At 67.2% G+C, this 13,552-nt stretch carries 12 protein-coding genes and 1 pseudogene; 8 read left to right on the top strand and 5 right to left on the bottom strand.

Annotated features, from left to right (window positions below; translation table 11 throughout):
- The first annotated feature begins 1 nt into the window (after position 1).
- The 5 genes from ACP696_RS08425 to queG all read left to right on the top strand — a co-directional run bounded on the left by ACP696_RS08425 (position 2) and on the right by queG (position 5,674).
- Complete coding sequence (locus ACP696_RS08425) at positions 2-1,087, top strand: citrate synthase/methylcitrate synthase (RefSeq protein WP_426010526.1); 1,086 nt, start codon at positions 2-4, stop codon at positions 1,085-1,087.
- A gap of 158 nt (positions 1,088-1,245) precedes the next feature.
- Positions 1,246-2,184, top strand: a complete 939-nt coding sequence (locus tag ACP696_RS08420; RefSeq protein ID WP_426010528.1) for a cation diffusion facilitator family transporter — start codon at positions 1,246-1,248, stop codon at positions 2,182-2,184.
- Positions 2,185-2,250: 66 nt separating this feature from the next.
- Positions 2,251-3,708, top strand: coding sequence for a D-glycero-beta-D-manno-heptose-7-phosphate kinase (gene rfaE1, locus ACP696_RS08415; protein ID WP_426010530.1), 1,458 nt, complete (start codon positions 2,251-2,253; stop codon positions 3,706-3,708).
- A gap of 150 nt (positions 3,709-3,858) precedes the next feature.
- A complete protein-coding gene (locus tag ACP696_RS08410; RefSeq protein ID WP_426010532.1) occupies positions 3,859-4,545 on the top strand; it encodes a glutathione S-transferase family protein in 687 nt (228 codons plus the stop codon).
- Positions 4,526-5,674: a tRNA epoxyqueuosine(34) reductase QueG gene (gene queG, locus ACP696_RS08405; protein ID WP_426010533.1), complete on the top strand. Its 1,149-nt coding sequence runs from the start codon at positions 4,526-4,528 to the stop codon at positions 5,672-5,674. The genes ACP696_RS08410 and queG overlap by 20 nt, the downstream gene beginning before the upstream one ends.
- Positions 5,675-5,736: 62 nt before the next feature.
- Here the strand turns inward: queG and rfbC are convergent.
- Both rfbC and ACP696_RS08395 read right to left on the bottom strand, forming a co-directional pair.
- Positions 5,737-6,261 (bottom strand): annotated as a pseudogene (gene rfbC / locus ACP696_RS08400) (dTDP-4-dehydrorhamnose 3,5-epimerase).
- Entirely contained in the window at positions 6,236-7,555 is a 1,320-nt protein-coding gene (locus ACP696_RS08395; RefSeq protein ID WP_426010535.1) for a glycosyltransferase family 4 protein, read from the bottom strand. The pseudogene rfbC and the gene ACP696_RS08395 overlap by 26 nt, the downstream one beginning before the upstream one ends.
- A gap of 72 nt (positions 7,556-7,627) precedes the next feature.
- Here ACP696_RS08395 and ACP696_RS08390 point away from each other — a divergent pair, with 72 nt between their 5' ends.
- Positions 7,628-8,647 (top strand): glycosyltransferase family 2 protein, encoded by a 1,020-nt coding sequence (locus tag ACP696_RS08390; protein WP_426010537.1) that lies wholly within the window; start codon positions 7,628-7,630, stop codon positions 8,645-8,647.
- Here the strand turns inward: ACP696_RS08390 and argE are convergent.
- The gene (gene argE, locus ACP696_RS08385; RefSeq protein WP_426011287.1) at positions 8,607-9,788 is read right to left on the bottom strand and encodes an acetylornithine deacetylase; all 1,182 of its coding nucleotides are present in this window, start codon (positions 9,786-9,788) and stop codon (positions 8,607-8,609) included. The genes ACP696_RS08390 and argE overlap by 41 nt on opposite strands.
- A 99-nt stretch (positions 9,789-9,887) precedes the next feature.
- On the bottom strand, positions 9,888-10,397 hold the full coding sequence (locus ACP696_RS08380; protein ID WP_426010539.1) for an FKBP-type peptidyl-prolyl cis-trans isomerase: 510 nt from the start codon (positions 10,395-10,397) through the stop codon (positions 9,888-9,890).
- Between the two features lie 198 nt (positions 10,398-10,595).
- Between ACP696_RS08380 and ACP696_RS08375 the strand changes: the two genes are divergently transcribed.
- Together ACP696_RS08375 and ACP696_RS08370 are read left to right on the top strand one after the other, a co-directional pair.
- On the top strand, positions 10,596-11,465 hold the full coding sequence (locus ACP696_RS08375) for a UTP--glucose-1-phosphate uridylyltransferase (RefSeq protein ID WP_426010541.1): 870 nt from the start codon (positions 10,596-10,598) through the stop codon (positions 11,463-11,465).
- A gap of 67 nt (positions 11,466-11,532) precedes the next feature.
- Complete coding sequence (locus tag ACP696_RS08370) at positions 11,533-12,207, top strand: DUF1796 family putative cysteine peptidase (RefSeq protein ID WP_426010543.1); 675 nt, start codon at positions 11,533-11,535, stop codon at positions 12,205-12,207.
- A 102-nt stretch (positions 12,208-12,309) separates the two neighbouring features.
- On the opposite strand, the gene ACP696_RS08365 is transcribed toward ACP696_RS08370, so the two are convergent.
- Complete coding sequence (locus ACP696_RS08365; protein ID WP_426010545.1) at positions 12,310-13,512, bottom strand: threonine ammonia-lyase; 1,203 nt, start codon at positions 13,510-13,512, stop codon at positions 12,310-12,312.
- Positions 13,513-13,552: the final 40 nt, after the last annotated feature.

Raw genomic sequence — 13,552 nt, 5'->3', positions numbered from 1 at the left:
CATGTCCGAAGGTCTAGAAGGCGTGATCGCCGCCCATACCGTGCTCTCCGACGTTGATGGCCAGGCCGGACGCCTGACCATCCGAGGCTATGCCGTCGAAGACCTCGCCCACCGCGCCACGTTCGAGGACGTCGCCCACCTGCTGCTTGATGGGTTCTTCGACAGCCTGCCGTCGGACTTGGCGCGTGCTCTGGGCGCCGCCCGCGCCAGCGCCTTCGCCGAAGTGGCGGCGCTCGACGAACACCTGGCCAGGCGCGATCCGGTCGAAGCCGTCCGCGCCCTGATCGCCCGTCTGCCCGACGGCGACGACCTCAACACGGCCCTGTTGTTGATCGCCGCCCCAGCCGTGTTCACACCCGCCGTGATGCGGGTCGCCACCGGTCAGCAAGCGGTCGCTCCTGACGCTGCCCTGTCGCACGCCGCCGACGTGCTGCGAATGACGCGGGGCGCGCCGGCCACGGAAGGGGAGGCCAGGGCGCTGGACGCCTATCTGGTCACCGTCTGCGACCACGGCCTCAACGCCTCGACCTTCGCCGCCCGGGTCGTGGCGTCCACCCGCGCGGGCCTGACCTCGGCGGTCCTGGCCGGACTGTCGGCTCTGAAGGGTCCGTTGCACGGCGGCGCGCCTGGTCCGGTGATCGACATGCTCGACGCCATTGGGACGCCCGCCAACGCCGAGGCCTGGATCGTGGCGGCCCTGAACCGGGGCGATCGGCTGATGGGTTTCGGCCACCGCATCTATCGGGTCCGAGACCCCCGCGCCGACGCCCTGAAGGCGGCGATCCGCCAGCTGGCCCTGACCTCGAACGCTGTCCCCGGGCGTCTGGCCTTCGCCGAGGCCGTCGAGCAGGCCGCCCTGCGCATGCTGCGTGAACGCAAGCCTGACCGACCGTTGGACACCAATGTCGAGTTCTACACCGCCCTGCTCCTCGAGGCCCTGGGCCTGCCGCCGACAGCCTTCACCTGCGTCTTCGCCATGGGCCGCACGGCCGGCTGGATCGCTCATGCCCGCGAACAGTTGGCGACGGGCAAGCTGATCCGTCCGCAATCGGTCTATGTGGGGCCCCCGACGAAGGCCGCAGCTTAGGGGATCAGACGGGGACACACACCCATCCCGTCGTCTCGGCCGTGCTTGCAAGGTCGTGGGTTGGGTGTGTGTCCCCCATCCGCGCCCGCGGCCTTGCGAACATCTCGCGCGAGTCGTTCGCGCTGGGGCTGCGCGGCGGGCCTTGCTACACAACGATCATGTCCGCCCCGCACCCCGCCCTGAGCGCCGCCGAAGGCCTCACACTGACCCGTCAGGTCACCGCCCTGTCGGTCGGCTGCGCGACGATCCTGATCTGTATCAAGGGCGTCGCCTGGATCGCTGGCGGTTCGGTGGCGATGCTCGCCTCCCTGGCCGACAGCGGCCTGGACCTGATCGCCTCGCTGGTCACCTTCTACGCCGTGCGCTACGCGGCCGAGCCGCCCGACGCCGAGCATCGCTTCGGTCATGGCAAGGCCGAGGCCTTTTCAAGCCTGACCCAGGCCGGGCTGGTCTTCGCGTCCGGGGCGCTGATCGGTCAGGAGGCCCTGCGGTCGATGCTGCACCCCAAGCCCGTCGAGGCCGGCGTGCTGGGCGTCGGGGTGATGGCGGTGTCGATCCTGCTGACCCTTGGCCTGATCCGCGCCCAATCCGAAGTGATGAAGCGCACCCGGTCGGTGGCCGTGGCGAGCGACAAGGCCCACTACGCCGCCGACCTGGCCTCCAACGCCGTCAGCCTTGTCGGCATAGCGGCGGCGGCCTTCCTGCACTGGGCCTGGGTGGACTCCGCCGCCGGCCTGGTCGTCGCCCTGTGGCTGGTCTGGGGCGCCATCGGCGTGTTCCGCGAGGCGTCGCACCAGCTGATGGACCGCGAGCTGCCCGACGACGAGCGGGCGCGGATCCTCGCCCTCCTCACGGCTGACCCGAGCATCAGCGGCGTGCACCAGCTGCGAACCCGGGCTTCGGGCCCCCACATCCACATCCAGGCCCACATGGATTTCGACGCCGAGACGCCCCTGGTCGTGGTCCATACCCTGATGGTCGAGGCCGAGGCGCGGGTGCTGGCGGCCTTTCCGACCGCCGACATCCTGATCCATCCCGATCCGCGCGGCGTTGCCGAGCCGCACGGCGGCGCGTTCAGCGAAGCCGCCTCGCTGTAGAAGACTTGCCCAGACGGCCTCGCAGGGCCAAATGGCCTCTTCCACGACGAGACGAGCGAAGACCCGATGGACGACATCCTGGCCAAGCTGCCGAGAGCCTTCGCGGGCGCCACCGTGCTGGTGCTGGGCGACGTCATGCTCGACCGCTTTGTCTATGGCGCGGTGGACCGCATCTCGCCCGAGGCGCCGGTGCCGGTGATCGCCGTCGAGCGCGAGACCGTGATGCTGGGCGGGGCCGGCAATGTCGCCCGCAATGTTGCGGCCCTGGGTGGCCGGGCAGTGCTGGTCGGGATGATCGGCGACGATGACGCCGGGCGGACCCTGACCGACCTGATCGACCGCGAGGCCAGCTTCGACTCCGCCCTGATCGTCGATCCCAAGCGGCGGACCACCGAGAAGACCCGCTACATCTCCGGCTCGCACCAGATGCTGCGCGCCGACCGCGAAGATCGCGGCGACGCCGACGCCACGGTCCTGCTGGCGGCGTTCAACGCCCATCTGCGCCAGGTCGACGTGGTGGTGCTGTCGGACTACGCCAAGGGCGTGCTCAGCGTTCCGGTGTTGCGCGCCGCCATCGCCGCCGCCAATGCCGCCGGCAAGCCGGTGATCGTCGATCCCAAGAGCCGCGACCTGTCGCGTTATGATGGCGCCACCTTGGTGAAACCCAACCGCCGCGAGGCCGCCGAGGCCACGGGAGTCACGGGGTCCGGCGACGAGGCCGCCGCCGAGGCCGCCAACGCCATCCTGGCCGCCGCCCCGAACCTGGCCTCCGCCCTGGTGACACGGGGCGGGGCCGGCATGACCCTGGCCGTGCGCGGCGCGGCGCCGGTCCATTTGCCGGCCACCGCGCTGGAGGTGTTCGACGTCTCCGGCGCGGGCGACACCGTGGCCGCGACCCTGGCGCTGGCGCTCGCCGTGGGCGCGGCCCCACTCGACGCGGCCCGCCTCGCCAACCTCGCTGCGGGCCTGGTGGTGGCCAAGATCGGCACCGACGTGGTCACCGCCGACGAGCTGGTCGGCCTGGCCCTCGGGGCCCATGGCGATCCGGGCCAGGACAAGATCGCCGACCGCGACGGCGCCCTGGCGGTCGTCGCCAGCTGGCGGGCGCGGGGCCTGAGGGTTGGCTTCACCAACGGCTGTTTCGACCTGCTGCACCCCGGTCACGTCTCCCTGCTGGCCCAGGCTCGCGCCGCTTGCGATCGCCTCATCGTCGGCCTCAACACCGACGCCTCGGTCCAGCGCCTGAAGGGCCCGACCCGTCCGGTTCAGAAGGAGGGTGCGCGCGCCACCGTCTTGGCCTCGCTGTCGTCGGTGGACTTGGTGGTGCTGTTCGACGAGGAGACGCCGCTGGGCCTGATCAAGGCCTTCCGCCCCGACGTGCTGGTCAAGGGGGCGGACTATACGGTGGAGACCGTGGTCGGTTCCGACGTGGTGCTGGGCTATGGCGGCCGGGTGGTTCTGGCCGAGCTGAAGGCGGGCCAGAGCACCACCAACCTGATTGGCCGGATGAACGCGCCGGCCTGATCTCAAGAGTTAACGGCGCGGTCCAAGGTCAAGCTTGAGGTGGAATAGTCTCGATTTGGCCCTTAACTTGGCCAACAACCGGCGTTCAGCAAGTTCTTGTTAAGCAAAACGGCGCATCGATCAAACGATGCAGCCTGAATGCGCGTGGGCATGAGCGTCGAACGTACCCTTCACCATTTCCCCTTGGACCCGGCCTCGCGCCAGGTGCGTCTCGCCTTGGGCGAGAAGCGCCTGCCGTTCGTCGAGGTCCAGGTTCGCTATTGGGAAGGCCCGGCCGAATTCCTCAAGCTCAACCCGTCGGGTGTGCCGCCGGTGCTGGTCGAGACCAGGCACCAGCGCACCACGGTGATCGCCGAGAACCGCGCCATCCTCGAGCATATCGAGGAGCAGGAGCCCGAACCCGCCTTGCTGGGCCGCGAGCCGGGCGAGCGGGCCGAGGCGCGCCGCCTGATGCAGTGGTTCGACCGCAAGTTCGACAACGAGGTCAACGGCTTCCTGCTACACGAGAAGATGGAGAAACGCCTGCTGCGGCTGGGCGCGCCGGACCTGTCGTCGCTGCGCCGGGGCCGCGACGCCCTGCGCCAGCATCTGGTCTATATCGAGGAGCTGCTCAACACCCGCGACTGGCTGGCCGGCCGGCGGATGAGCCTGGGCGACTTCGCCGCCGCCGCCCACCTGTCGGTGATCGATTATTTCGGCGACGTGCCGTGGAAGGACTTCCCGGCGACCAAGACCTGGTACATGAAGCTCAAGTCGAGGCCGGCCTTCCGGCCCATCCTGGCCGACCGCTGGCCCGGCCTCGCGCCGGCCGCGCACTATGACGATCTCGACTTCTAGCCACCTCAACTCCGCGCTGCGAGACGAAATCCGCGCCGAGGCCCTGCGGCTGGGTTTCGACGCCTGCGGCTTCGCCAGCGCCTCCGAGGCTTGGCCCAATGGCGGCTGGTTGCGCGAGTTCGTCGCCGAGGGCTTCCACGGGGCCATGGGCTGGATGGAGGAGACGCTGGACCGGCGTTCACACCCCACCGCCATGTGGACCGACGCCCGGACGGCGGTGGTGCTGGGCGTCAATTACGGCCCCGACCACGACCCCCTGGTCGCCTTGGAGGACCCGAGCCGCGCGGCGATCTCGGTCTATGCCCAGGGCGACGACTATCACGAGGTGATCAAGAAGCGCCTCAAGGCCCTGGCCCGTTGGATGCACGGCCGGTTCGGCGGCGAGGTGAAGGTTTTCGTCGACACCGCGCCGCTTATGGAAAAGCCGCTGGCCCAGCGCGCCGGCCTGGGCTGGCAGGGCAAGCACACCAATCTGGTGTCGCGACAGTTCGGCTCGTGGCTGTTTCTCGGATCGGTGTTGACCACGCTCGACCTGCCCGCCGATCCGCCCGAACGCGACCGCTGCGGCTCGTGCAGCGCTTGCCTGGACATCTGCCCGACCAACGCCTTTCCCAGCCCCTATCAGCTGGATGCCCGGCGCTGCATCTCCTACCTGACCATCGAGCTTGCCGGGCCCATCCCGGTCGCGTTCCGTGAAGCGCTGGGCAATCGGATCTATGGCTGTGATGACTGTCTGGCGGTCTGCCCGTGGAACAAGTTCGCCCAGCTTTCCAGCGAGGCGGCCTTCCACGCGCGCGAGACGCTGAAGGGGCCATCGCTGGCGGCGCTGGCCGGCCTCGACGACCCGTCGTTCCGGGCCCTCTTCAGCAAGAGCCCGATCAAGCGCATCGGCCGCGACCGTTTCGTGCGCAACGTGCTGTACGCTATCGGCAATAGCGGCGAGGCGAGACTAATGGCGGTGGTCGAGCCTCTGCTGGGGGACCCTTCGCCGACCGTGCGCGGCGCGGCGGTGTGGGCGGCTGCACGACTATTGGACGCGTTCGCGTTCGCGCGGCTGGCGGGCGCCGCGGCTGAAGACGTGGAGGCGGTGAGGATGGAGTGGGCGAGCGCTGTACGTCAGGGCGATTGAACGGCGACCCGTCATCCCGACGAGCGCATGGCGCGCCGATCAGGAACCGATTGCTGCTGTGTTCAGTACACGAAGGGTGTGGCGAGGTCGGTCAGAAGGCGCGCCGCTGCGTCGCGAGCATTGACGGTGATTTCGACCGCCGGGAGCTTCCAGTCAATGCCCAGCGCCGGATCGTTCCAGCGGAGCGCGCCCTCGGCCTGGGGCTGGTAATAGTTGGTCACTTTATAGAGCGCCTCGCGGTCGTCGTTCAGGGTGCAGTAGGCATGAGCAAAACCTTTGGGGACCAGCAACTGGTGGTCGTTGCACGCCGAGAGTTCCGCGCCAACCCAATGTCCGAACGTCGGCTAACCGCGCCGGATATCGACCGCGACATCGAAGATCGCGCCGCGTACGCAGCGCACCAGTTTGTCCTGTGCATACGGCGGCTTTTGGAAGTGCAGGCCTCGCACAACGCCGCGCTTGGTCGAGCACGCGTGATTGTCCTGTACGAAAGCGCGCCCCGTAAAGCCCGCCTCTTGCAGCAGAGATTGACGAATTGTCCCGGAAAACCAGCCGCGTTCGTCATTGCGCCGCTGGGGCGTGATCAAGAGGACGTCTGGGGTCGGGAGTTGGCCGAGAGTCATGAACAGGTCCGTCAAGGTCATGTGGCCGCGATGTCGATGGAGGCCCCCAGCCATCGAGGGCGCGGCGCATGTTGTCGGCGACGACGCGCACCGCGAGCTGGTCGCGCGCGGCGTTCCGGGCGCGGGCGCCCAGAGCCTCGCGGCGGGCGCGGTCGTCGATCAGTTCGGCTAGGGCCTTACCCGCCGCCGCCACGTCAGCCTGTGCCCATAGGCCCTTGCGATAGATGCCTTGCGGATCATCAACGGGGACCAGGGAATATGGGATCAAGGCTGCGGTCGAGTCGTCCATGAAGTCCATATTGCCTGACCAGCCCGTGGCGACTACGGCCTTGCCCGCCGCCATCGCCTCGGCCAACAGCAGGCCGAAACCCTCGGAGCGATGCAGGGACAGGAGAATGTCGCAACTGGCCAGCAGGCTGTCGCGATCGGCGACGGTCAGGATCTCTTCGATCAACACCACATCCGGTGTATTGCCGATCGCCGCCCGCAGCATGGCCAGGGCCTCCGGCGCCTCGGCCCCCCCTACGGTCTTAAAGACCAGGGTCACGGGCGCGCGGGCGTCGGCGGCGGCGAAGCGGAAAGCCTCCAAGGCAGCGAGGGGATTCTTGCGAGCCAGGGTGGAACGGAGGTCGAAAGCGCAGAGCACGATCACCCGATCCGGATCCAGGCCAAATCGGGCCCGCGCCGGATGTCGTTGGTCCACGGACACGAAATGGGGCACAATCCGCACCCTCATGCCGCGCGGCGCGGCGCGCTGGATGGCCTCGGCTGTGAATCGAGAGGGCGCCCAAATCTCATCGACATAACGAAAGGCCGGCCTCCACAGAGCTGGGATGGCGGCCAGCTCCCACGCCCAATAGCCGATAACGTGCTTGCCCTCGAACGGCGTCGAGTCGGCGGCGATCAGCTGCATCAGCTCTGGCGGGTTAAGGTGAGCGATCATCACGCCGGGCCCGCCAAGTGGGGTGGCGACGTCGCCATGATCGAGCTGGCGCGGATGACCCAGGCGCTCCGAAACGTCCCAGGCGGTGGCGGCCATTCCAGTGGAAGCCAGCGCCGAGACCACGCCACGGGCGGCCTCTCCCAGGCCCAGCACCGCCCCATGAAACCCGGCGACGACGATAGGACCGCCGGAGGTCGAGCGCTTACGCCGCCAGCCGAAGCGGCGGTAAGCGCGTATCGCCGGCAGGCGAACGGAAATCGCCTCGCAGATATCCGGCAGGCGCCGCCACACCAGAGCTTTGATTTGTTTCCACACGATCAATGTACCTTGGCGCGGTCGGGCTGTGTTAGCCAGAATTCCCACTCGCATTCAATAGACTGTTCGTTCATGGGCCCGCCGCCGCTTATCAGCATTCTCCTCGTTTCCTATCAGAGCGGCGCGACGCTTGAGCGCTGCTTGGCGGGTCTGCAAGGCCAGACTTTCACTGACTTCGAGATTTTGCTGGTCGACAACGCCTCGACGGACGGCGCGCCTCAGGCCGCCGTCGCGGCCAACCCAGCGATACGTTTTCTTGAACCCGGTGCGAATCTTGGCTTTGCGGCTGGCAACAACCTGGCGGCGCGCACGGCGCGGGGACGCTGGCTGGCGCTGCTCAATCCTGACGCCTATCCACATCCGGACTGGCTGGAGGCCCTCGTCGCGGCCACGCGCCGCCACCCCGACATTCGCTCGTTCGCGACCGTGCAATTGGTGGCCGACGAGACCGAGTTGATGGACGGGGCGGGCGACAACATGACTTCGTCCGGCATCCCGTTCCGGGGCGGCTACCGGAGAAAGCTGCCCGCGACCCTGGCGGAGGGCGAGGTGTTCTCGGCCTGCGGCGCGGCGACGTTGATCGACCGAGCGCTGTTCCAGGCTCTGGGCGGCTTCGACGAGCGGTTCTTCTGCTACTGCGAGGACGTTGATCTCGGCTATCGGCTGCGGCTGGCCGGGAAGGCGACCCTTCTGGTTCCGAAGGCGCGGGTGGACCATGTCGGCTCGGCGACCACCGGCGTCCGCTCGGACTTCTCCGTCTTCCACGGCTCGCGCAATCGGGTGTGGACCTTCATCAAGAACACCCCGCCGCTGCTGCTTTGGCTGACCGCACCGCTGCACGTGGCGGTGACCTCGGGACTGCTGCTGCTGCATCTCCGGCGTGGCGACGCCGGACCGGCGGTGCGCGGCATCCGCGCGGCGCTGAAGCGCGAGGCGCTGGCTGGGATCTGGGCGTCGCGACGGCAGATCCAGGCCGGCCGCAAGGTCGGCTCGTGGGAGATCCTGCGGGTCATGAGCATCGATCCCGTAGCCTTCATTGGCCGCCGGCTGATCATCCGGCCTTGGAAAGGTCCTCGATCAACCGGCGCATGAAGGTCGCGCCGCGTTCCATCTGGCTGATTTCCACGAATTCGTCGGGTTGGTGGGCCTGGTCGATCGAGCCGGGGCCGCAGATCACGGTTGAGAAGCCCGCCCCCTGGAACTGGCCAGCCTCGGCGGCGTAGGGCACGACGCGGGGCGGGCCATTGTCGCCGGCGATGCGGCGGGCGAAGGTCTCGGCGACGCCGTCGATCTCCGGCGCGAAGGGCGGGGTCATCGAGCGGGTCTCGACCACCACGCCGCCCTCGGGGGCCTTGGCCTTGATCTGAGCGTCCAGCGTTTTGGTCAGGGCGAAGAAGTCGGATAGGATCGTCTGGGCGTTCAGACCGGCCGGCATTCGCAGGTCGAAGATGAACACACATTCGCGCGCCAGGATGTTGACTGCCGTGCCGCCGTTCACCTGACCGACCGTCAGGCTGGCGCCCTTGGGCATGAACGGCGAGTCCGGGTCGGCCTCGCGCTCCAGCCGCTCCGACAGATCGACCAGATGGCTCATCAGCTTGACGGCGAACATGTTGGCCGAGACGCCCAGATGGGTCAGGCTGGAGTGGGCCTCGCGTCCGGTGACCGTGACGCGGAAGCTGGCGATACCCTTGTGGCCGCGCACCGCCACCATGTCGGTGGGCTCGCCGACCACCACGAGGGCGGGACGGGGCAATTCGGTGGCGATCACCGCGATCATGTCGGGCGCGCCCAAGCAACCGACCTCCTCGTCATAGGAGAAGGCCAGGTGGACAGGGCGGTCGAGCGTGGCGGCCGCCAGGTCGGGCGCGGCGGCCAGGGCCAGGGCGAGAAACCCCTTCATGTCGCAGGTTCCCCGGCCATAGAGTCGGCCGCCGCGCGAGGTCAGGACGAAAGGGTCGCTGGTCCAGGGCTGGCCATCGACCGGCACCACGTCGGTATGGCCAGACAGCACCACGCCGCCCGGAACGGCCGGACCGATGCTGGCCAGCAGGTTGCTCTTGGTCCCGTCCGCGTTGGGCACCCGCCGCGAGGCGACGCCCAGGTCGGACAGATAGGCCTCCACCCATTCGATCAGGGCCAGGTTGGAACGACGCGACGTGGTGTCGAAAGCCACCAGCGTGGCCAGGATATCGACGGCGCGGGCCGAAAGCGCTTCTGGGGAGGAGACCATCACGGGACACTAGCCTGAGCTGCGGCGCTCGCCTACCGCAGCGACGCTTGGAGGAGTCATTCGCGTGTATTGCTTTGGTCAGGTCGCGACTGGGTCGGCCTAGGTGGGGGCGTGTTCCTTGGGCGCCTGGATCTTCATGGACTCCACGGCGACCAGCTCGATGCGGAAGATCATGACGCTGTTTCCGGGGATCGGACCCTTGTCCTCAGCGCCATAGCCCAGGCTCGGCGGCACATAGAGGGTCCATTCGTCGCCGGGTCGCATCATCACAAGCGCCTCTTGCCAGGCCGGAACCAGGCCTTGCAGGGGAAAGGTTTCCGGCTGGTGGCGCGCGTAGGAGCTGTCGAACACGAAGCCGTCCACCAGCTTGCCCTCGTAGTTGACGGTGACCTCGTCGATCGGCGCGGGCTTGCCGCCCTCGGCCGGTCCTGAGCGGACAACCCTGTACTGCAGGCCGTCGGGCAGGGTGACGACGCCAGGCTGCTTGGCGTTGGCGGCCATGAAGGCGTTGGCGGTCTCCAGACTATGCTTCTGCCGGCCGTTGGGCCCGCAGGCCGACAGGGCCAGGGCGGCCCCCAGGGCGAGGATGAGGCTGAGGGTGCGGACCATGACGGGAAACTCCGGCGACAATACCGCTCCCTGCTAGACCATTTTGCGCCGTCGCGGAATCCACGGGCGCTCGAGCGCGAGCGGCGCGCCGATTTTCAACAGCGCGCGATTTGCAACGCCCGGTCACCGAACAGTGGTGGCGCAGACGCGCGACCCGCCCTAGAAACCCTCTACCCAATGACCGCTCACGAGGCTTTCATGAAACCCGTCCGCAAGGCTGTTCTCCCCGTCGCCGGTTTCGGCACCCGGGTTCTGCCCTGCACCAAGACCACGCCCAAGGAACTCCTGAACGTCGTGGACCGGCCGATCCTGTCCTATGTCGTCGAGGAAGGTCGCAAGGCGGGCATCGAGCACTTCGTCTTCGTGACGGGCCGCAACAAGGGCGCGATCGAGGACTATTTCGACCATCAGGTCGAGCTGGAGGCCGCCCTAGCCGCCAAGGGCAAGACCGCCCTGCTTGAAGAATTGCTCGGCGAATTGCCTCGACCCGGCGAGATGAGCTTCGTGCGCCAGATGGCCCCACTGGGCCTGGGCCACGCGGTGTGGTGCGCCCGTGACGTCATCGGCGACGAGCCGTTCGCTGTCATGCTGCCCGACATGGTGATGTCGGCCGGCGTTCCGGCCCTGGCCCAGGCCATCGAGGCCTATGACCAGAAGGGCGGCAACATCGTCGTCGTCGAGCCGGCCCCCGAGGGCATGGCCCACCAGTACGGCATCGTGGCGCTGGACGGCCAGGAGGGCCGCCTCAACCGCATGACCGGCATGGTCGAGAAGCCGCCGAAGGGGACCGAGCCCTCGAACCTGTTCATCTCGGGCCGCTACATCCTGCAACCGGAAATCTTCGACCTGCTGGCCCAACAGGGCAAGGGGGCTGGCGGCGAAATCCAGCTGACCGACTCGATGTTGACCCTGCTCAAGTCGCAGGACTTCCACGCCCTGGAATACGAGGGCGAAACCTATGACTGCGGCGACAAGATCGGCCTGCTGCGCGCCAATGTGGCGATGGCGCTGAAGCGTCCGGATTTGGCCGACGCCGCCCGGGCGATGATCCGGGAGCTTTGCGGCTAACCGCACGGGTAGGAACCATCCGTCTTGCCGGAGCGTTAGTCCGGCGGGGCGCGGTGCGGGTTTAGCCATGCAATTCTTGAGTGTTGGCGGCTATTGTCAAGTAGCGCATCAGATTCAGCGCTATACCGGTTGCAAGACATCTAGCCCATTCGACTGGTTAGTCAGCCCGATCGACGGGACGATCAAGATCATCGAGGATGACGGAGAGGGGCTGGCGCGCGATGTCAAGACCCGGTCAAACGGGAAATCGGCAATCTGCGCGCGATATGGCGTCTCCTATCATCATGAATTCATCCGCGACAAGGATGGGCTTGTAGTCTTCAGTGTTGAAGCCCTGCTCTCCACGCGCGCTAAGCTGTTGCACAAATTGCGGAACTTCAGAGCCCAAGCCCGAATGGGTCCGGTCACCTTCATACGCTTTGGAACCTTCGCGCATTCAGCCGACGCAAATCCTTATCTTGCAGACGAGCCAATGCCGTTTTCCAAGCTCAACGCGCTGGCTGTCGCGCTGGAAGCGATGTCGCGCGACTTCCGGCTGGCCGTTGTCAATCACGACTCGATCTGGCCGCTCCACGCCGATGTCGCCTTGGATGAGCGGATCGACCTTCACCGGATCGAGGTTTCGGAGAGCGGGACGTGGGAAGGCGACGACGCTCAATGGGACGCCATACTGGGCCAATACGCGCCGCGCCCAGACAAAGCCCGGAAGGTGCGCGGCGCCTACGTTCGGCAAGAGGCCTAGACGTCAGAGCCACGAGAGTCCGGCGGCTCACGGCTGAAAAAGTTAAGGCGCGAGCCTGCAAGATGTTGATCCGGCCATCGAAGTCCGGGACGAAACATCTCTCTACACCGCCCTCGGCGGATAGCCCTTATCGCGCAAGGCGTTCATGACCTCCTGGGTGTGCTGGGCGTCGCGGGTTTCGATGGTGATATCGAACTCTGCGCCCTTGGCCGGCACGTCCAGGGCCAAACGGTTGTGATTGACCTCGATGATGTTGGCGCCCGCCGTGCCGATCACATTGGCGACGGTTGACAACAGACCTGGTCGGTCGTCGCCGACGATGCGCAAGGACACCAGGCGCTGGGCGCGGACCAGTTCGCGAGTCAACACCGAGGCCAGTAGGCGGGTGTCGATATTGCCGCCGCACAGGATCAGGCCGCACTTCTTGCCGCGGAACCGCTCGGGATAGGCCAGGAGGGCGGCCAGCGAGGCCGCGCCCGCGCCTTCGGCGATTGTCTTCTCGACATTGCAGTAAAGGGCCACGGCCTGCTCGATATGCGGCTCTTCCAGCAGCAGCACGTCATCGATCAGCGGTCGCGCGACCCCGTAGGTCAGCTGCCCCACCTGTTTGACGGCAATGCCTTCGGCGATGGTCTGGCCGCCACAGTGAGCCTCGATGCCTCGCATCTTGGCGGTGAAGGACGGATACATGGCCGGCTCGCAGCCGATGATGCGGATATCGGGCTTGATGGCCTTGGCCGCCGTGCCCACGCCGCTGATCAGGCCACCACCGCCGATCGGCACGGGCATGACCTCCAAATCAGGGGCGTCCTCCAGCATCTCCAGCGCGATCGTGCCTTGGCCGGCCATGATATCGTAGTCGTCGAACGGGTGGACGAAGGTCAAGCCCTGCTCGTCGCGCAGCTTGCGGGCATGAGCGTTCGCGTCGTCATAGCTTTCGCCCTCTATGACCACCGTGGCCCCGAAGTCGCGGGTGTGTTGAACCTTGATGAAGGGGGTGGTGCGCGGCATGACGATGGTCACCGGCACGCCCAGCCGGGCGCCGTGATAGGCCAGACCCTGAGCATGGTTGCCGGCGCTGGCGGCGATCACGCCCTTGGCCTTCTCGGCGTCCGACACCAGCATCAACTTGTTGAGCGCGCCGCGCTCCTTGTAGGCGGCCGTGAACTGCAGGTTCTCGAACTTCACCCAGACTTCCGCGCCGGTGATCTTGGACAGGGTCCGAGAGTAACGGCACGGCGTGCGCTCGATCTGGCCGGCGAGGCGGGCGGCGGCGGCGCGGATCGTTTCAATTGACAGGGTCATTGGGCCGCCGGGTTTTTTGAAGGCAGGAACCTAGTCGCGC

Origin of the sequence: Caulobacter sp. DWR3-1-2, assembly GCF_049896225.1 — a bacterium.
GTDB lineage: Bacteria > Pseudomonadota > Alphaproteobacteria > Caulobacterales > Caulobacteraceae > Caulobacter.
Note: the sequence above shows the minus strand (reverse complement) of the source record. Positions and strands in the feature narration are given on the sequence as shown.